We start from the raw sequence: 17,516 nt of genomic DNA, 5'->3' as shown, positions 1-17,516 counted from the left end.
CCCCGCGCGCGCAAGAATCAGATACGCCGCGCGTAGCGCTTGAGCATGCTCGGCACATCGAGGATCAGGGCGATGCGCCCGTCACCGGTGATGGTCGCCCCGGCCATGCCCGGCGTGCCCTGCAGCATCTTGCCCAGCGGTTTGATCACCACCTCTTCCTGGCCCACCAGTTGGTCGACCACGAAGCCGATGCGCTGGGTGCCCACGGAGAGGATCACCACGTGGCCCTCGCCCTGCTCCTCATACTCGGCGCCCGGCACCAGCCAGCGCTTGAGGTAGAACAGCGGCAGCGCCTTGTCGCGGACGATCACCACTTCCTGGCCGTCGACCACGTTGGTGTTCGACAGGTCGAGGTGGAAGATCTCGTTGACGTTCACCAGCGGGAAGGCGAAGGCCTGGTTGCCCAGCATCACCATCAGGGTCGGCATGATCGCCAGGGTCAGCGGGACCTTGATGACGATCTTCGAGCCCTGCCCCTTGGCGGAGTAGATGTTGATGATGCCGTTGAGCTGGGAAATCTTGGTCTTCACCACGTCCATGCCGACACCGCGGCCGGAGACGTCGGAAATCTCGGTCTTGGTCGAGAAGCCCGGGGCGAAGATCAGGTTGTAGCACTCGGACTCGGACAGGCGGTCAGCCGCGTCCTTGTCCAGCAGGCCCTTCTCCACGGCCTTGGCGCGCAGCACGTCCGGGTCCATGCCTTTGCCGTCGTCGGAGATCGACAGCAGGATGTGGTCACCTTCCTGCTCGGCGGACAGCACCACCTTGCCCGAACGCGCCTTGCCGGCGGCCTCGCGCTCGTCCGGACCTTCGATGCCGTGGTCCACCGCGTTGCGCACCAGGTGCACCAGCGGGTCGGCCAGGGCCTCGACCAGGTTCTTGTCCAGGTCGGTCTCTTCGCCGATCAGCTCGAGGTTGATCTCTTTCTTCAGGTTGCGCGCCAGGTCGCGGACCTGCCGCGGGAAGCGGCCGAAGACTTTCTTGATCGGCTGCATGCGGGTCTTCATGACCGCCGACTGCAGGTCGGCGGTGACCACGTCGAGGTTCGACACGGCCTTGGCCATCGCCTCGTCGCCGCTGTTGGCGCCCAGGCGCACCAGGCGGTTACGCACCAGCACCAGCTCGCCGACCATGTTCATGATTTCGTCGAGGCGCGCGGTGTCCACGCGCACCGTGGTTTCCGCTTCGCTCGTCGGCTTCTCGGCGGCAGCAGCCGCACGCGGTGCCTCGGCCGGCTTGGCGGCCGTGGCCTTCGCCGGTGCGGCAGCGGGCTTGGCCGGCTGCGGCGCGGCGGCCGGCTTGGCGGCCGGCTTGGCGGCGGCGACCGGTTCTTCCTTCGCGCCGGTGAACTGGCCCTTGCCGTGCAGCTCGTCGAGCAGCTTCTCGAATTCGTCGTCGGTGATGTTGTCGTCGCCGGCTGCGGAAGCCTCGCTGGCCCTCTCGCTCGGCGCGGCTGTCTCGACCGGGGTGGCTTTCTCGACAGGCGCGGCGGCCGACTCATCCTTCGCGCCAGTGAACTGGCCCTTGCCATGCAACTGGTCGAGCAGCGCTTCGAATTCGTCGTCGGTGATGTCGTCACCCGCGCTGGCGGCCGGGGCGGCTTCGCTCACGGCGGGCGCGGCGCTGGCGGGCGACTGGGCGCCGCCGAACTGGCCCTTGCCGTGCAGCTGGTCGAGCAGCGCCTCGAATTCGTCGTCGGTGATGTCGTCGCCACCGCTGCCGACCGCTGCGGCCGGCGCATCGGCGGCCGGCTCCAGGGCATCCATCAGTTGCTCGAACTCGGCGTCGGTGATGTCGCCGTAGGTCTCGGGAGCAGCCGGAGCCACCTCCGCCAAGGGCTCGGCAACTGCCGGAGCGGGAGCTTCGGCCGGGGCGGCGTTCGGGTCGGCCAACCGCGACAGCGCGGCCAGCAGCTCGGGCGTCGCCGGAGTCGGCTCTTCCGCGTCACGCACCTGCTGGAACATGACGTTGACGGTATCCAGCGCCTGCAGCATCACGTCCATCAGCTCGGCATCTACGCGGCGTTCGCCCTTGCGCAGCATGTCGAACACGTTCTCGGCGATGTGGCAGCACTCCACCAGCGCGTTCAGCTGGAGGAAGCCCGCCCCACCCTTGACGGTGTGGAACCCGCGGAAGATGGCATTGAGCAGGTCCATGTCTTCCGGGCGGCTTTCCAGCTCGACCAGTTGCTCGGACAGTAGCTCGAGAATCTCGCCGGCCTCCACCAGGAAGTCCTGGAGGATTTCGTCATCGGCGTCGAAGCTCATTCGGGTGCTCCCTCTACAGCGTCAGGCGACGCTTAAAAACCAAGGCTGGACAACAGGTCGTCGACATCGTCCTGACCGGACACGACGTCTTTTCTTGTATCGGCAGCGATTTGCGGACCTTCACCCTTGGACGATCTTTCTTTTTCAACCGCCTCGGTCATGCCCTGGTAGTCATGCTCGATGCCCGCGTAGCGGTCCACCTGACCGGCCATCCAGACCAGCTTGACCAGGTTCGACTCGACCTCGGTGACCAGCTTGGTGACGCGCTTGATCACCTGCCCGGTGAGGTCCTGGAAGTCCTGCGCCAGGAGGATGTCGTTGAGGTGCGCGGAAAGCTTCCGGCTGTCCTGGGCGCTGATGTAGAGGAACTGCTCCACGCGCTTGGCCAGCTCACGGAAGGCATCGGGCCCCAGCTCGCGGCGCATGAAACGCCCCCAGTCTTCCTGCAGCTCCTTGGCCTGGGTCTCGATGTGCATGACCACCGGGGTGCACTCTTCCACCAGGTCCATGGTGCGGTTGGCCGCCTTCTCGGTCATCTTCACCACATAGGAGAGACGATCGGTGGCGTCGGCGATCTGCGACATTTCCTCGGCGTGGCGGGAACTGGGGTCGATCTGGAAGTTGACGATGGCGTTGTGCAGCTCGCGGGTGAGCTTGCCGACTTCCTGGTAGAGCCCGCGATCGCGCGTCTGGTTGAGCTCGGAGATCAGCTGCACGGCGGTCTGGACTTCGCCGCGTTCAAGGCAGTCGACCAATTCGCGCGCATGTTTTTTCAGGGTCGACTCGAAGTCACCCGCGGATTCGTTGAAATCCATGACGCCCTCTTGATCAGCCTCAGCTGCCGACCCGCTCGAAAATCTTCTCGATCTTTTCTTTCAGCACCTGAGCGGTGAAAGGCTTGACCACATAGCCGTTGACCCCGGCCTGGGCCGCTTCGATGATCTGGTCGCGCTTGGCCTCGGCGGTGACCATCAGTACCGGCAGGTGCTTCAGACGTTCGTCGGCGCGGACCGCGCGCAGCAGGTCGATGCCGGTCATGCCGGGCATGTTCCAGTCGGTGACAAGGAAGTCGAAGTTGCCGCTGTGCAGCATCGGCAGCGCAGTGGTGCCGTCGTCGGCTTCTGCGGTGTTGGTGAACCCCAGGTCCCGCAGGAGGTTCTTGATGATGCGCCTCATCGTGGAAAAGTCGTCCACGATGAGAATTTTCATATTCTTGTCCAAACCGACCTCCATCGATACCAGGCACGTCCTGGCGGGCGTGCCGTCAATTCATCGAGCGGCGTGCGCTCATCCCGTTTGGGCGGCGTCAAAGGGACGTCGCCCGAAAGAATTCTGAAATCTAAATCTGAAGCCTACGAAAAAGCCGACGCGAAACTACCCGAACCTCAGTGCGCGCGCCACTCCGCCAGACGTGCCCGCAAGCGCGCGGCGCATTGGCTGTGCAGCTGGCTGACCCGGGACTCGCTGACCCCCAGCACTTCGCCGATCTCCTTGAGGTTGAGCTCCTCGTCGTAGTACAGGGCCAGCACCAGCCGCTCGCGTTCGGGCAGCTTGGTGATGGCGTCGGCCAGCGCCGCCTGGAAGCGTTCGTCTTCCAGGCCGTGGGAGGGCTCGTTGCCCTGGTGCGAAGCGTCTTCGGCCAGGCCACCGCCCTGCTCGCCGTCCTGCAGCAGATCGTCGAAGCTGTACAGGCGGCTGCCCTGGGTGTCGCTGAGGATGCCGTAATACTCTTCGAGACTCATATTGAGTTCGGCAGCAACTTCCTGATCTTTAGCGTCACGTCCGGTTCGAGCCTCGACGGTGCGGATCGCATCGCTGACCATGCGGGTGTTGCGGTGCACCGAGCGCGGGGCCCAGTCGCCCTTGCGCACTTCGTCGAGCATGGCGCCGCGGATGCGGATGCCGGCGTAGGTCTCGAAGCTCGCGCCCTTGCCGGCGTCGTATTTCTTCGCCGCCTCCAGCAGGCCGATCATGCCGGCCTGCATCAGGTCCTCCACCTGCACGCTGGCCGGCAGGCGGCCCAGCAGGTGGTAGGCAATGCGTTTGACCAGCGGCGCGTAGCGCTGGATCAGTTGGTCCTGGGAGTTCTGCGCCTGCGCCTTGCTGTACATACGCGCTCCAGAGGCCGTCATCATACGGCCGAACCCGTGGTCGGGTGCTGCACCAGGCGCTCGACGAAGAACTCCAGGTGCCCACGCGGGTTGGCCGGCAGCGGCCAGCTGTCGACTTTCTGCGCTACCGCACGGAACGCCAGGGAGGCCTTGCTGCGCGGGAACGCCTCATACACCGAACGCTGCTTCTGCACCGCCTTGCGCACCGATTCGTCGTACGGAATGGCGCCCACGTACTGCAGCGCCACATCGAGGAAGCGGTCGGTGACCTTGGTCAGCTTGGCGAACAGGTTGCGGCCCTCCTGGGGGCTGTGGGCCATGTTCGCCAGTACGCGGAAGCGGGTCATGCCGTAGTCGCGGTTGAGCAGCTTGATCAAAGCGTAGGCGTCGGTGATCGAGGTGGGTTCGTCGCAGACGACCAGCAGCACTTCCTGGGCGGCGCGGACGAAGCTCACCACCGAGTCGCCGATGCCGGCGGCGGTGTCCACCACCAGCACGTCGATGTTGTCGCTGATGTCGCTGAAGGCCTGGATCAGACCGGCGTGCTGCATGGGCGTGAGGTGCACCATGCTCTGCGTGCCGGAAGCCGCCGGAACGATGCGAACGCCGCCGGGACCCTGGAGGATCACGTCGCGCAGGTCGCACTCGCCTTCGATGACGTCGGCCAGCGTGCGCTTGGGCGTCAGGCCCAGCAGCACGTCGACGTTGGCCAGGCCCAGGTCGGCGTCCAGCAGCATGACGCGGCGGCCGAGGTCGGCCAGCGCCAGCGACAGGTTCACCGACACGTTGGTCTTGCCGACACCACCCTTGCCACCGGTGACTGCGATTACCTGTACAGGATGCATGCCCATATCAATACCTTGTCTCGTCATTCAGCCGCCGCGCCCCCTGGCGCTGCGGCCTTGCCGGCTGCGGTGCTCTACCGCTTCCGGCGTTCGCGGATCGTCTGCCAGAGCATCCGCCTCGCCGGGCAGCCCACCTGGCCACCCCTCGCCCCACCACGGGGCCGTTCAATTCGTTCAGCTGGCGCGACGCACCGGCTGCTGGTACAGGCCGGCGAACAGGTCGGCCATGGCGTCCTCGCTCGGCTCTTCCGGCGCCTGCAGGCTCACCGCGCGGCTGACCAGCTGATGGCTGCGCGCAATCTGCAGATCATCCGGAATCTTCGGACCGTCCGCCAGATAGGCTACCGGGAGACGCTGGCCAATTGCCAGAGCGAGCGCCTCGCCGAGGCTGCCGGCTTCGTCCAGCTTGGTCAGGATGCACCCGGCCAGACCGCATACACGATAGTTCTGCCAGGCGGCCTTGAGCACCTGGGCCTGGCTGGTCGCGGCCAGCACCAGATAGTTCTTCACGTTCAGGCTCTGTGCCGCCAGGGCTTCGAGCTGCATGCGCAGCGCCGGATCATTGGCGGGCAGGCCGGCGGTATCGATCAGCACCAGGCGCTTGCGCGCCAGCGGCGCCATGGCCTGGATCAGCGACTGGCCCGGATCGACCAGGGTCACCGGCACATTGAGGATGCGGCCGAGGGTCTTGATCTGCTCCTGGGCACCAATGCGGAAGCTGTCCATGGACACCAGTGCGATGCTCTGCGCGCCGTACTTCAGCACATAGCGGGCCGCCAGCTTGGCCAGGGTGGTGGTCTTGCCCATGCCGGCCGGACCGACCAGCGCGACCACCCCGCCCTGCTCCAGCAGGTCGATTTCCGGGGTGTTGATGGAGCGCGCCAGGTGCGCCAGCAGCATGCGCCAGGCCTGCTTCGGCTCGGCGATGGAAGCCACCTTCTCCAGCAGACTGCGCGACAGGTCTGCCGGCAGGCCCATGCGCTGCAGGCGGCGCCACAGGTTGGCCTGCTTCGGACGCTGGTTCTGCAGCTGGTTCCAGGCAATCGAGCCCAGCTGCACTTCGATCAGTTCACGCAGGCCGTTGAGCTCGAAGCGCATGGCCTCCAGCGCCTGCTGGCCGACGTTGGCGGCGGCCGGCGCAACTGGTGCGGCCATGGCTTCGGCCAGGGTCTCGGCGGCGCTGCGGCGCGGCGTCTCGACGCCGTACATTTGACGGTCCTTGCGCACGGCCTCGCTCATGCGGGTCGGCTCGCTCAGCTCGGCCTTGGCCTGGGCGATGCGCGCCTGGGTCTTGCGCAGCTCGGCTTCCAGCGCCGGGTTCGGCTTGCTGGCCGCTGCCGGGGCCTGGTAGTCCAGGGCCGCGGTCAGTTCCACGCCGCCAGCGACACGGCGGTTGCCGATGATCGCGGCGTCCGGGCCCAGCTCGTCACGGACCAGTTTCATGGCCTGACGCATATCGGCGGCGAAGAAGCGTTTTACCTGCATGGCCTGCGACCTCAATCAGTTCTGCCCAACGGTGGCGACGATCGTCACTTGTTTGTTGTCCGGGATTTCCTGGTAAGCCAGCACGTGCATGGTGGGGACCGCCATCCGCGCGAATCGGGACATCATCGCGCGGACGGGACCGGCCACCAGCAGGATCGCCGGCTTGCCGAGCATTTCCTGGCGCTGCGCCGCCTCGACCATCGAGCGTTGCAGCTTTTCCGCCATTCCGGGCTCCAGCAACATGCCGTCTTCGGAGCCCTGTCCGGCCTTCTGCAGACTGTTCAGCAATATCTGTTCCAACCTGGGTTCCAGAGTGATCACAGGCAGCTCCGGCTCTAGTCCCACAATGGTTTGCACGATTGCGCGGGACAGCGCGACGCGAACTGCCGCCACCATGGCGGCGGGATCTTGACTCTTGGCGGCGACGTTGGCGATGGCCTCGGCGATGGTGCGGATGTCGCGCACCGGCACCTGTTCCTGCAGCAATGCCTGCAGGACCTTGAGCAGGGTCGACAGGGAGATCATCCCCGGCACCAGCTCTTCCGCCAGCTTCGGCGAAGTCTTGGCCAGCAGCTGCATCAGTTGCTGGACTTCCTCGTGACCGAGCAGCTCATGGGCGTGCTTGTGCAGCACCTGGTTCAGGTGGGTGGCGACCACGGTGCTGGCATCGACCACGGTGTAGCCCAGGGACTGCGCCTGGTCGCGCTGGGACGGCTCGATCCACACCGCCTCCAGCCCGAAGGCCGGGTCCTTGCCGGCGATGCCGTTCAGGGTGCCGAACACCTGGCCTGGGTTGATCGCCAGCTCGCGGTCCGGGTAGATCTCGGCTTCCGCCACGCTGACGCCCATCAGCGTCAAACGATAGGCGTTGGGCAGCAGGTCGAGGTTGTCGCGAATATGCACCGACGGCATCAGGAAGCCCAGGTCCTGGGACAGCTTCTTGCGTACGCCCTTGATCCGCGCCAGCAGCTGGCCACCCTGGTTGCGATCCACCAGCGGGATCAGGCGATAGCCGACTTCCAGGCCGACCATGTCCACCGGGGTCACGTCGTCCCAGCCCAGTTCCTTGGTTTCCTGGGCGCGCTGGGCCGGCAGCAGCTCCTGCTGGCGCTGGGTTTCCTGCTCGGCCTGCTGCGCCGCCTGGCGCTGGCGCTGCCAGATCAGGTACGCGCCGCCGGCGGCCAGGCCGCCCAGGCCGACGAAGGAAATGTGCGGCATGCCCGGCACCAGGCCCATGGCGATCAGGATCGCGGCGGAGATGGCCAGTGCCTTGGGCGAGGCGAACATCTGGCGGTTCACCTGCTGGCCCATGTCCTCGGCGCTGGACACGCGGGTCACCATGATCGCCGCGGCGGTGGACAGCAGCAGCGACGGCAGCTGTGCCACCAATCCGTCACCGATGGTCAGCAGGGCGTAGACCTTGCCGGCATCGCCGAAGCTCATCGAGTGCTGGAGCATGCCGATGGCGACGCCACCGATGAGGTTGATGAAGAGGATCAACAGGCCGGCGACGGCGTCACCGCGAACGAACTTGCTGGCACCGTCCATGGAGCCGTAGAAGTCGGCCTCCTGGGCCACCTCGGCGCGGCGCTTCTTGGCTTCCGCCTGCTCGATCAGGCCGGCGTTGAGGTCGGCGTCGATGGCCATCTGCTTGCCGGGCATGGCGTCGAGGGTGAAGCGCGCGCTCACTTCGGAGATACGCCCGGCGCCCTTGGTGACCACCACGAAGTTGATGATCATGAGGATCGCGAAGACCACGATGCCGACCACGTAGTTGCCGCCGATCACCACCTCGCCGAAGGCCTGGATCACCTTACCCGCGGCGGCGTGGCCGTCATGGCCATGGAGCAGTACCACGCGGGTGGAGGCCACGTTCAGCGCCAGGCGCAACAGGGTTGCCACCAGCAGGATGGTCGGGAACACGGCGAAGTCCAGCGGACGCAGCGCGTACACGCAGACCAGCAGGACCACGATGGACAGGGCGATGTTGAAGGTGAACAGCACGTCCAACAGGAACGGCGGGATCGGCAGGGTCATCATGCCCAGCATGGCCAGCAGCAGCAGCGGCACCCCGAGATTGCCCCGGCCCAGGCCCGCCAGATTGCTGCGAACGTTGCTGATCAGTTGCGTGCGGTCCACCCTTGACTCCCCTGCCCTGCGACGGATCTTGCGCCCGCCCTATCAAACTTTTGACGCCCGAAAGAGCGTTTGCAGGAGCTTTAGCAGGAAGCGTTCCAACTTTTTCGAAGGGGTGGAAATACCCGTTCCAGAGCGACCCGTAGGGCGTACAACCGTTCGCGGTTGTACGCCGATTCGCCACACCTGCCAGCGACGCCCAAGCCGCGCACGGAGCGATCTGCAACCAAGGCCGATCGGCGTATAACGCGGAGCGTTATACGCCCTTGTATTAATGGAAGGCGCCCTCTCCTCGTCAGAGTAGGCACTTCCAAAAATAAGTAGCTGATAGCCCTTCCCACCTCCCGCAAACTCCCTTCGCTCTCCTGCACCGAATCAGCGCACCTGCCAAGCAGCCAATTCCTACATACATGCCAACAAACTCCTGATTAGAGTCAATTATGCGGCAAAGTACTTTCCCTGCATCAGGGAATAGGACGCCACATCATAGAATCAAGGAAGCCAGCACATGACTCTCAAAAATACCTCGACCCCATTTTATAACAACGAAATTTCGCCAGAGCACCTGCAAGAATTGAACAAGCCTCATTTCTCCGAGGAGCAAATAAATTCTTTCGATGCCGCAGCGGTAGACATCATCCGCCGAAACCAAGCTGAACAACTAGAAAAGCCTGTGATAGCCATTCGACTGCTCGCTTCGGAAGGAAGTCAGAGCAAACAAGGCGGCGTAATCAAGAAAGGAACATCGGGCCTCACCGTCACCATAGAGTCAGGTGAAGAGCTCGCAATCGCCCAGATTGGAGACCCTGTCGAATATCCGGACGGATCAATTGCCTACATCAAGACGGGAGCAGGAAAAGCCTTTTCCAATCTTGCCTTGGTCGGTAGCCGACTGGATAACGGCGACGAAATCATAAACAGCCGACAAAACATCGGGCACATCAATATCCTGAAGAACTCGACCCTCGAAAGCGACTTCCTCCCGATGATTGAGGCCGAACGATGACCATGTACCGCCCCGATATCAACGGCAAAGGCCAAGCACTTGGTGGAGACAGAACAACCACTGGCGCGCTGCTTATCAGCTACATCCCTCATTTCGCCATTTGCGATGGCAGGGGTTTTATTCTGCGCGGGGACAAGACTGGGGTATGTCCCAAGTGTGGAAAAGCAGGGACCGTCGTTGAAGGAGATCCCGATTACACCTGGGAAGGCACGCCAATAGCGGTCGACAGGAATATTGTCAATTGCGGCTGCCCATACGGGACCAATCGAATTATCGCTCCTCTTGGGCCTTTGTCATCGAGCAAGCCCGCGGAGCCGATGAGAGCAGCCAACCATTCAAGCCAGCCCCTGGTGCCATCGCCCAGTTCCCATACAGGAATTTCTCATTCTCAGTCCCTCGCCTCGGAAGACAAATCGAAATCCAACGACAAAGGGCCACTGACTCCCGAATTGATCGCCGTTGCCGGCAGCCAGCATGACAGTCGCTCGGGCAACAAGATGATGTTCGTCGGCCAGGCCGTGCGTGAGTTAGGTGAATTCAAACGCAGCAAGCCCGCCCTGGCACGGACGCTGGTGCTGTTCACGCCGTCCTACAACGACGCCATGCTCAGCGCGGCACGCAGCTCTGCCGAAGGCTATGGAGCACAGGTGGTAATCGTCACCAATGCCCGGGAGTTAATCGACTACCTGAACAGTGGCAAGGACCGGGCCCAATCCCCCATCGAGCAACTCTCGTTCTTCAGCCATGGCGTGCCACAGCGCATTGCGTTTGGTTATCAGATCGCCGGGGATTACCAGATGTCCCTGGACGTATTGAACTACAGCGAGGTTTCGCCACAGGCGTTTTCCCCTACGGCTCGGATCGACAGTTATGCCTGCCGCACTGGGATGGGCAATCGCCCGGACTACCCCATCGAAGAAGGCATCCAATTCTTCCCACAGACCAACGAAAGCTTGGCGCAACTGCTGGCCAATCATTTGCAGGTCAAGGTACGCGCCTACGTTCGCCGATCGGATTATAAGAACACGTGGGGCACATTTGAGGAGCGGCAATTGGGTAAGTTATGCGGGATCAGCAATAACGCGGCGCCGGGAGAAGAGTGGTGTCAAAAATGGGCTGATCTGGCCGAAGAACGAAGAGAATCTGACAAGGATTTCCATTTCACCTATCAAACCATGGGGGCTATTAATCCAGTGATCTCAGGTGAAACCCCGATTGGAGTACCGGGAGGCCACTTTGAATTTTTACCGAAGTAGGGGATTCTGGATTGCCCTTATCATCATCCCCTTGCTGCTGACTACGGCAAACTACGGAATAAAACTAATGACAAGTACATATAATAGTGACTTAGGAAACGGCGTAGTGATATATGCCGACGATTATGTGAAAAGTGGGAAATGGGTATTCGACTGCAAATATCGCCGACTTATAAGTCGCCAACCACTGCCCGTCCCAACAACGGAAATGGAGAATTCGGGAGGATTAAAATTCGGAAAAATGTACGCACTAAGCGAAGCTGATCAAGTGCTGGCAATGGAGATTCTCAGGGCCACGATAAAAAAAACCGACTGGTACAAAGGACTTAATTACCTCTTCTCTGGATTAGATGAGTCCAGCAACCTTAGGTATCACTCATTCTACCTCTTGGTAAAAGATACTCACCGCACATGGGCTGTGGAAGTTGATCAGTCAATTGGCTACGACGGAAAGTCCGGATTCAAATTAACTGCCAGACCGTACGATCCTGAGACTTATGTAGACTATGCCAAGGCATTGCAGACCGCCGCCCAGAGCTGCCCTGTGCCACAGTAAGTCAGGCAGCAGTGGGCTCGGGGTGCAACAACTGATTTTCTTTAGGAAGGTGTTGCACCCAAAGTCTGCCCCTGATCGCGACCTCACTCGTCCCTCCGCAGATCCGGCGGAATCGGCAGGTCCGGCATCGGCCCCGGGCGCTTGCCCTTGCCGGCGCGGAACTGCTTGAGCTGGTAGACGTAGGCCAGCACCTGGGCGACGGCGAGGTAGAGGCCGGCGGGAATCTCGTGGTCCAGTTCGGTGGAGTAGTACACCGCCCGCGCCAGCGCCGGCGACTCCAGCACCGTGACCTTGTGCTCCTGGGCCACCTCGCGGATCTTCAGCGCCATGAAGTCGTTGCCCTTGGCCAGCAGCTTGGGCGCGCCTGTTGCGCCCGGGTCGTACTTGAGGGCGACGGCGAAGTGCGTCGGGTTGGTGATCACCACGTCGGCGTCCGGCACCGCCTGCATCATCCGCCGCTGCGCCATCTCGCGCTGCATCTGGCGGACCTTGGCCTTGACCTCCGGCTTGCCCTCGGAGTCCTTGTACTCGTCGCGCACTTCCTGCTTGGTCATCATCAGCTTCTGGCGGTTGTCCCAGAGCTGGTAGGGCACGTCCACGGCGGCGATCAGCAGCAGGCTGCAGGCCAGCCAGAAGGCGCTCCAGCCGACCACCCTGGCGCAATGCACCAGCGCCTGTTCGGTGGGCTCGTGGGCCATCGCCAGCAGGTCGTCCTTGTCCGACTGCAACACCAGGATCGCCACGGCGAGCACCACGGTGAACTTGATCAGCGCCTTGAACAGCTCCAGCAGGGACTTCATCGAGAACATCCGCTTGAGCCCTTCCAGCGGGTTCAGGCGACTGAACTTGGGCGCCAGCGCTTCGCTGGAGAACAGCCAGCCGCCGAGCGCCACCGGCCCGACCAGCGCCGCCACCAGCAGCAGCGCGAGGATCGGCCAGAGGCCTTCGCCGGCGATCTGCGCGGCACTGGCCAACAGCCGGAGCATGTTGTCGCTGTTCATCACCGTCTCGCGGGACAGCTCGAAGCTGCCGCGCATCAGCCGCATCAGCGCGTCCGCCAGCCCCGCGCCGTAGATCAGCAGGCCGCCGGCGCCGGCGACGAGCACGGCGAGGGTGTTCAGCTCCCGCGAACGCGGCAGCTGGCCTTTCTCGCGCGCCTCCCGGCGCCGTTTCTCTGTGGGTTCCTCTGTCTTGTCCTGACCGCTCTCGCTTTCCGCCATCGCTGGCTACCTCGCTCGAACCAGTTCACGGAGCAGTTGCAGGCCCTCGCTGGCGAGGGACTGGTACTGCGACAGAATGTCGGCACTGCCGATCCAGACGATGATGAAGCCCATGATCAGGGTCAGCGGGAAGCCGATGGAGAAGATGTTCAGCTGCGGCGCGGCGCGGGTCATGGCGCCGAAGGCCAGGTTGACCACCAGCAGCGCGGTGACCGCCGGCAGCGCCAGCAGCAGACCGGCGCCGATCACCCAGCCGAGCTTGCCGGCGACGGTGATCAGGTGGTTGCCCGACAGCCCCTCGCCCACCGGCAGGGTGACGAAGCTTTCGGCCAGCACCTCGAACACCACCAGGTGGCCGTTCATGGCGAGGAACAGCAGGGTCGCCAGCATCGTGAAGAACTGCCCCAGCACCGGCACCGAGATACCGTTGGTGGGGTCGACCATGGAGGCGAAGCCGAGGCCCATCTGCATGGAGATGATCTGCCCGGCGATGACGAAGGCGTGAAACATCAGCTGCAGGGTGAAGCCGAGCATGGCGCCGATGAGGATCTGTTCGCCGATCAGCAACATGGCCTTCGCGCTCAGCGCGTCCACCTGCGGCATGGGCGGCAGGTTCGGCACCAGCACCACGGCGATGGCCATGGCCAGGTAGAGGCGCACGCGGGTGGGCACCAGCTGGGTGCCGAAGATCGGCATCACCATCAGCAGCGCGGCGATGCGGAACAGCGGGAACAGGAAGGCCCCGACCCAGCCGCCGATCTGCGCGTTGGTGAGCTCCAGCATCAGCCGATCAGCGTCGGGATGCTGCTGATCAGCGTCTGGGTGTACTCCATCAGCTGCCGTATCAGCCAGGGCCCCAGCACGATCAGGGTGAGCAGCACCACCAGCAGGCGCGGCAGGAAGCTCAGAGTCTGCTCGTTGATCTGGGTGGCGGCCTGGAACATCGCCACCACCAGGCCCACCAGCAGGCTGGGCAGGATCAGGATGGCGACGATCATCGCCGTCAGCCAGAGCGCTTCGCGAAACAGGTCTACGGCGACTTCGGGGGTCATGGTCGGTCCTCTTTCGCAGCAGCCTGTAGGAGCGAACTTGCTCGCGACGCTTTTGTGCCATTCCGGTTCGCGAGCAAGCTCGCTCCTACAAGAGCAGAGAGCATCGCTACACCGTCCCGAAACTGCCGGCGAGCGTGCCGATGATCAGCGCCCAGCCATCCACCAGCACGAACAGCATGATCTTGAACGGCAACGAGATGATCAGCGGCGACAGCATCATCATGCCCATCGCCATCAGCACACTGGAGACCACCAGGTCGATGATCAGGAACGGGATGAAGATCATGAAGCCGATCTGGAACGCAGTCTTCAACTCCGAGGTGACGAACGCCGGGACCAGGATGGTCAGGGGCGTGGCGTCGGCGCTCTGGATGTCGGTGCGCTTGGACAGGCGCACGAACAGCTCCAGGTCCGACTGCCGGGTCTGCGCCAGCATGAAGGCCTTGAGCGGCACCTCGGCGCGGCTGAGCGCCTCCTGCGCGGGAATCTGCTCGTTGAGGTAGGGCTGCAGCGCGGTGTTGTTGATCTTGTCGAACACCGGCGCCATCACGAACATCGTCAGGAACAGCGCAAGGCCGATCAGCACCTGGTTCGACGGCGTGCTCTGCAGGCCCAGCGCCTGGCGCAGGATGGAGAAGACGATGATGATCCGGGTGAAGCTGGTCATCAGCATGACGAACGCCGGGATGAAGCTCAGCGCGGTCATGATCAGCAGGATCTGCAGGCTGACCGAGTACTCCTGCTGCCCCTGCGCGTTGGTGGTCACGGTGATCGCCGAGATCTGCGTCGGATCGGCGGCGAAGGCCTGCGGCACGGCCAGCGCCAGCAGAGCCAGGAGCCACGGCGCGCTGCGCTTGATCGCGCCGTGCAGAGCGGAAAGGTTCGGCGAACGGGTCACTGCGGGCGGCCCTTGTCCTTGTTCAGCAACTCCAGCAGGCGCTGGGCGAATTCCGGCTGCGCCGGCTCCGATTCGGCGGCATGCACCGGCTGGCGCATGACGTGCAGCGGGGTGATGCGGCCCGGGGTCAGGCCGAGCAGGATCTGCTCCTCGCCCACCTGCACCAGCACCAGCCGATCACGCGGGCCGAGGGCCTGGCTGGACACCAGGCGGATCGCCTGGTTGCTGCGCGGGCCGACCTGCTGCACGCGGCGCACCAGCCAGGCGAGCAGGAAGATCAGGCCGACCACCAGCACCAGCCCCAGCAGCAGTTGCAGCAACTGCGCGCCGGCGCTGCCGGTGATCAGGCTCGGGGCGGAGCTGGCATGGACGATGGCCGGCGTCGACACCGGCACCCTGGCGTCCTCGCCGAACGCCAGCATGGACAGCCCCGCCAGAGGCAGGGCGCTGAGGAGCGCGGACAGGCGGGCCATGTCAGCGCAGCTTCTTGATGCGTTCGCTGGGACTGATCACGTCGGTGAGGCGGATGCCGAACTTCTCGTTCACCACCACCACCTCGCCGTGGGCGATCAGGGTGCCGTTGACCAGCACGTCCAGCGGCTCGCCGGCCAGGCGATCGAGCTCGATCACCGACCCCTGGTTGAGCTGCAGCAGGTTGCGGATGCTGATGTCGGTGTTGCCGACCTCCATGGAAATGGTCACCGGGATATCCAGGATCACGTCCAGGTTCGGCCCTTCCAGGCCGGCGATGGTCGGCGCCTTGGGCGCCATGCCGAACTCTTCCATCGGCGCGCGCGGCGCGGCCGGGGCCACCGGAGTGGCGCCGCCCTGAGCCATCAGCGCGTCGATGTCGTCCTGGTTGGCGTCGCCCGACTCGGAGAGCGCAGCGGCCCATTCATCGGCCAGGGCCTGTTCTTCGGGAGTCACGTTGTCTTCGTCTGCCATGGTGGGTCCCCTTGGGATTCGCTCAGCGCGGGCGCTCGAGCGGATCGAGAATCTGCAAGGCCAGGTTGCCCTTGTGCGAACCCAGCTTGACCTTGAAGGAAGGCACGCCGTTGGCGCGCATGATCATGTGTTCGGGCAGCTCCACCGGGATCACGTCGCCCGGCTGCATGTGCAGGATGTCCCGCAGCTTGAGCTGGCGGCGCACGACGGTGGCGCCGACCGGTACGTGGACGTCGAGGATGTCTTCGCGCAGGGCGTTGATCCAGCGCTCGTCCTGGTCGTCCACGTCGGACTGGAAGCCGGCATCGAGCATCTCGCGGATTGGCTCGATCATCGAATACGGCAGGGTGATGTGCAGGTCGCCGCCGCCGCCGTCCAGCTCGATGTGGAAGGTGGAGACCACCACCACTTCGCTGGGGCTGACGATGTTGGCCATCGCCGGGTTCACCTCGGAGTTCACGTACTCGAAGGTGATCGGCATCACCGCGTGCCAGGCTTCGGCGAGGTCGACGAAGGCCTGCTCGATGACCATGCGCACCACCCGCAGTTCGGTGGGGGTGAACTCGCGGCCCTCGATCTTGGCGTGACGACCGTCGCCGCCGAAGAAGTTATCCACCAGCTTGAACACCAGCTTGGCGTCGAGGATGAACAGGCCGGTGCCGCGCAGCGGCTTCATCTTCACCAGGTTGAGGCTGGTGGGCACGTACAGCGAATGCACGTACTCGCCGAACTTCATCACCTGCACGCCGCCCACGGCGACATCCGCCGAGCGGCGCAGCAGGTTGAACATGCTGATGCGGGTGTAACGGGCGAAGCGCTCGTTGATCATCTCCAGGGTCGGCATGCGGCCCCGGACGATGCGGTCCTGGCTGGTCAGGTCGTAGGACTTGATCGCCCCCGGCTCGACGTCGGACTCGGTTTCCACGAGGCCGTCGTCGACGCCGTGCAGCAGCGCGTCGATCTCGTCCTGGGAAAGTAGATCCTGCATGGCCATGGCGGGTACCTACTGCAATACGAAGTTGGTGAAAAGCACTTGCTCCACGGTCAACTGACCGGTGGCCTTCTTCGCCAGTTCCTGGAGGCTGGAGGTCGCCTGCTGGCGCAGCATCTCCTTGCCCACCGGGGTCACCAGCGAATCGAAATTCTGGCTGGAGAACAGCATCACCAGCTGGTTGCGCACCAGCGGCATCTGCTCGCGCAGCGCATCCATCTGCGCCTGGTCGCGGCCCATGAGCGCCACCGCCACCTGAAGGTAACGCTGGCGGCCGTTCTGATTGAAGTTGACGACGAAGGACGGCGCGAGGATTTCGTAGATCGCCTGCTTCTTGCCTGGCGCTGCGCCTTCCTCGGACTTCGCCTCGGCCTCGGCGGCGGGCTTGGCCTGCTTGCTGAGGAAGAACCAGGTGCCGCCGACCGACAGCCCCACCGCCAGCAGGAATGCCAGGGCGATGAGAATGATGAGCTTCAGCTTGCCCTTGCCGGGGGCCTGTCCATCTGGGAAGGGAGGCGTCTGATCTTTCTTGGCCATGCCAAATATCCGTCACTTTTCCGGCGCGATGCGCAGATACCGGTGTAAGAGCAAGGGCTGTGCCAGCTTGGGTCTGTCAGACTGGCGCCGCCGCGGATATTACAGGCTAGACGGAGGATGTCACGGGGCGCGGAGAGAAATTTCCGAGGCGCGGGGATTGGGTAGGAAAATTGGCGACGATTCGCAGGCAACGAGCAGGCCCCGCCTGCAT

At 63.7% G+C, this 17,516-nt stretch carries 18 protein-coding genes; 3 read left to right on the top strand and 15 right to left on the bottom strand.

Going from position 1 to position 17,516, the window contains the following annotated elements; all coding sequences use genetic code 11:
• Positions 1 to 17 precede the first annotated feature (17 nt).
• The 7 genes from ACNFBT_RS11410 to flhA form a co-directional block, all read right to left on the bottom strand.
• Positions 18 to 2,267 (bottom strand): chemotaxis protein CheA, encoded by a 2,250-nt coding sequence (locus tag ACNFBT_RS11410; RefSeq protein WP_416749320.1) that lies wholly within the window; start codon positions 2,265 to 2,267, stop codon positions 18 to 20.
• Positions 2,268 to 2,299: 32 nt separating this feature from the next.
• A complete protein-coding gene (locus tag ACNFBT_RS11405; protein WP_416749318.1) occupies positions 2,300 to 3,082 on the bottom strand; it encodes a protein phosphatase CheZ in 783 nt (260 codons plus the stop codon).
• A gap of 19 nt (positions 3,083 to 3,101) precedes the next feature.
• A complete protein-coding gene (locus ACNFBT_RS11400; RefSeq protein WP_085988857.1) occupies positions 3,102 to 3,476 on the bottom strand; it encodes a chemotaxis response regulator CheY in 375 nt (124 codons plus the stop codon).
• A gap of 176 nt (positions 3,477 to 3,652) precedes the next feature.
• Positions 3,653 to 4,402 (bottom strand): RNA polymerase sigma factor FliA, encoded by a 750-nt coding sequence (gene fliA / locus ACNFBT_RS11395; RefSeq protein ID WP_416749316.1) that lies wholly within the window; start codon positions 4,400 to 4,402, stop codon positions 3,653 to 3,655.
• Complete coding sequence (gene fleN / locus ACNFBT_RS11390) at positions 4,399 to 5,229, bottom strand: flagellar synthesis regulator FleN (protein WP_416749314.1); 831 nt, start codon at positions 5,227 to 5,229, stop codon at positions 4,399 to 4,401. Before fleN ends, fliA begins: the two co-directional genes overlap by 4 nt.
• 168 nt (positions 5,230 to 5,397) lie before the next feature.
• A complete protein-coding gene (flhF, locus tag ACNFBT_RS11385) occupies positions 5,398 to 6,708 on the bottom strand; it encodes a flagellar biosynthesis protein FlhF (protein WP_416749312.1) in 1,311 nt (436 codons plus the stop codon).
• Positions 6,709 to 6,723: 15 nt separating this feature from the next.
• On the bottom strand, positions 6,724 to 8,847 hold the full coding sequence (gene flhA / locus ACNFBT_RS11380) for a flagellar biosynthesis protein FlhA (RefSeq protein ID WP_416749310.1): 2,124 nt from the start codon (positions 8,845 to 8,847) through the stop codon (positions 6,724 to 6,726).
• 505 nt (positions 8,848 to 9,352) lie between these two features.
• Between flhA and ACNFBT_RS11375 the strand changes: the two genes are divergently transcribed.
• The 3 genes from ACNFBT_RS11375 to ACNFBT_RS11365 all read left to right on the top strand — a co-directional run bounded on the left by ACNFBT_RS11375 (position 9,353) and on the right by ACNFBT_RS11365 (position 11,662).
• Complete coding sequence (locus ACNFBT_RS11375) at positions 9,353 to 9,850, top strand: hypothetical protein (protein ID WP_416749308.1); 498 nt, start codon at positions 9,353 to 9,355, stop codon at positions 9,848 to 9,850.
• Positions 9,847 to 11,106: a PAAR domain-containing protein gene (locus tag ACNFBT_RS11370; protein WP_416749306.1), complete on the top strand. Its 1,260-nt coding sequence runs from the start codon at positions 9,847 to 9,849 to the stop codon at positions 11,104 to 11,106. Before ACNFBT_RS11375 ends, ACNFBT_RS11370 begins: the two co-directional genes overlap by 4 nt.
• Before the next feature lie 67 nt (positions 11,107 to 11,173).
• On the top strand, positions 11,174 to 11,662 hold the full coding sequence (locus tag ACNFBT_RS11365; RefSeq protein ID WP_416749305.1) for a hypothetical protein: 489 nt from the start codon (positions 11,174 to 11,176) through the stop codon (positions 11,660 to 11,662).
• Positions 11,663 to 11,745: 83 nt separating this feature from the next.
• Here ACNFBT_RS11365 and flhB read toward each other — a convergent pair whose 3' ends face one another.
• The 8 genes from flhB to fliL all read right to left on the bottom strand — a co-directional run bounded on the left by flhB (position 11,746) and on the right by fliL (position 17,305).
• Positions 11,746 to 12,882, bottom strand: a complete 1,137-nt coding sequence (flhB, locus tag ACNFBT_RS11360) for a flagellar biosynthesis protein FlhB (RefSeq protein WP_416749303.1) — start codon at positions 12,880 to 12,882, stop codon at positions 11,746 to 11,748.
• A gap of 6 nt (positions 12,883 to 12,888) precedes the next feature.
• Positions 12,889 to 13,665, bottom strand: a complete 777-nt coding sequence (gene fliR / locus ACNFBT_RS11355) for a flagellar biosynthetic protein FliR (RefSeq protein WP_416749301.1) — start codon at positions 13,663 to 13,665, stop codon at positions 12,889 to 12,891.
• Positions 13,665 to 13,934 (bottom strand): flagellar biosynthesis protein FliQ, encoded by a 270-nt coding sequence (gene fliQ, locus ACNFBT_RS11350; RefSeq protein ID WP_152222009.1) that lies wholly within the window; start codon positions 13,932 to 13,934, stop codon positions 13,665 to 13,667. The genes fliR and fliQ overlap by 1 nt, the downstream gene beginning before the upstream one ends.
• 106 nt (positions 13,935 to 14,040) lie before the next feature.
• On the bottom strand, positions 14,041 to 14,805 hold the full coding sequence (gene fliP / locus ACNFBT_RS11345) for a flagellar type III secretion system pore protein FliP (protein ID WP_416749466.1): 765 nt from the start codon (positions 14,803 to 14,805) through the stop codon (positions 14,041 to 14,043).
• A gap of 23 nt (positions 14,806 to 14,828) precedes the next feature.
• Positions 14,829 to 15,305, bottom strand: a complete 477-nt coding sequence (fliO, locus tag ACNFBT_RS11340) for a flagellar biosynthetic protein FliO (RefSeq protein ID WP_416749299.1) — start codon at positions 15,303 to 15,305, stop codon at positions 14,829 to 14,831.
• Position 15,306: 1 nt separating this feature from the next.
• On the bottom strand, positions 15,307 to 15,777 hold the full coding sequence (gene fliN / locus ACNFBT_RS11335; protein WP_152222004.1) for a flagellar motor switch protein FliN: 471 nt from the start codon (positions 15,775 to 15,777) through the stop codon (positions 15,307 to 15,309).
• 22 nt (positions 15,778 to 15,799) lie between these two features.
• On the bottom strand, positions 15,800 to 16,771 hold the full coding sequence (fliM, locus tag ACNFBT_RS11330; RefSeq protein ID WP_416749296.1) for a flagellar motor switch protein FliM: 972 nt from the start codon (positions 16,769 to 16,771) through the stop codon (positions 15,800 to 15,802).
• A 9-nt stretch (positions 16,772 to 16,780) separates the two neighbouring features.
• Positions 16,781 to 17,305, bottom strand: coding sequence for a flagellar basal body-associated protein FliL (fliL, locus tag ACNFBT_RS11325; protein ID WP_416749294.1), 525 nt, complete (start codon positions 17,303 to 17,305; stop codon positions 16,781 to 16,783).
• Between the last annotated feature and the right edge of the window lie 211 nt (positions 17,306 to 17,516).

Source organism: Pseudomonas sp. NY15181 (assembly GCF_048068055.1).
In the GTDB taxonomy this organism is placed as follows: Bacteria; Pseudomonadota; Gammaproteobacteria; order Pseudomonadales; family Pseudomonadaceae; genus Pseudomonas.
Note: the sequence above shows the minus strand (reverse complement) of the source record. Positions and strands in the feature narration are given on the sequence as shown.

Coding starts and splice junctions, on each gene's coding strand:
- ACNFBT_RS11410 (WP_416749320.1), bottom strand. CDS start 2,267: ATGAGCTTCGACGCCGATGACGAAATCCTCCAGGACTTCCTGGTGGAG.
- ACNFBT_RS11405 (WP_416749318.1), bottom strand. CDS start 3,082: ATGGATTTCAACGAATCCGCGGGTGACTTCGAGTCGACCCTGAAAAAA.
- ACNFBT_RS11400 (WP_085988857.1), bottom strand. CDS start 3,476: ATGAAAATTCTCATCGTGGACGACTTTTCCACGATGAGGCGCATCATC.
- fliA (WP_416749316.1), bottom strand. CDS start 4,402: ATGATGACGGCCTCTGGAGCGCGTATGTACAGCAAGGCGCAGGCGCAG.
- fleN (WP_416749314.1), bottom strand. CDS start 5,229: ATGGGCATGCATCCTGTACAGGTAATCGCAGTCACCGGTGGCAAGGGT.
- flhF (WP_416749312.1), bottom strand. CDS start 6,708: ATGCAGGTAAAACGCTTCTTCGCCGCCGATATGCGTCAGGCCATGAAA.
- ACNFBT_RS11375 (WP_416749308.1), top strand. CDS start 9,353: ATGACTCTCAAAAATACCTCGACCCCATTTTATAACAACGAAATTTCG.
- ACNFBT_RS11370 (WP_416749306.1), top strand. CDS start 9,847: ATGACCATGTACCGCCCCGATATCAACGGCAAAGGCCAAGCACTTGGT.
- ACNFBT_RS11365 (WP_416749305.1), top strand. CDS start 11,174: ATGACAAGTACATATAATAGTGACTTAGGAAACGGCGTAGTGATATAT.
- flhB (WP_416749303.1), bottom strand. CDS start 12,882: ATGGCGGAAAGCGAGAGCGGTCAGGACAAGACAGAGGAACCCACAGAG.
- fliR (WP_416749301.1), bottom strand. CDS start 13,665: ATGCTGGAGCTCACCAACGCGCAGATCGGCGGCTGGGTCGGGGCCTTC.
- fliQ (WP_152222009.1), bottom strand. CDS start 13,934: ATGACCCCCGAAGTCGCCGTAGACCTGTTTCGCGAAGCGCTCTGGCTG.
- fliO (WP_416749299.1), bottom strand. CDS start 15,305: ATGGCCCGCCTGTCCGCGCTCCTCAGCGCCCTGCCTCTGGCGGGGCTG.
- fliN (WP_152222004.1), bottom strand. CDS start 15,777: ATGGCAGACGAAGACAACGTGACTCCCGAAGAACAGGCCCTGGCCGAT.
- fliM (WP_416749296.1), bottom strand. CDS start 16,771: ATGGCCATGCAGGATCTACTTTCCCAGGACGAGATCGACGCGCTGCTG.
- fliL (WP_416749294.1), bottom strand. CDS start 17,305: ATGGCCAAGAAAGATCAGACGCCTCCCTTCCCAGATGGACAGGCCCCC.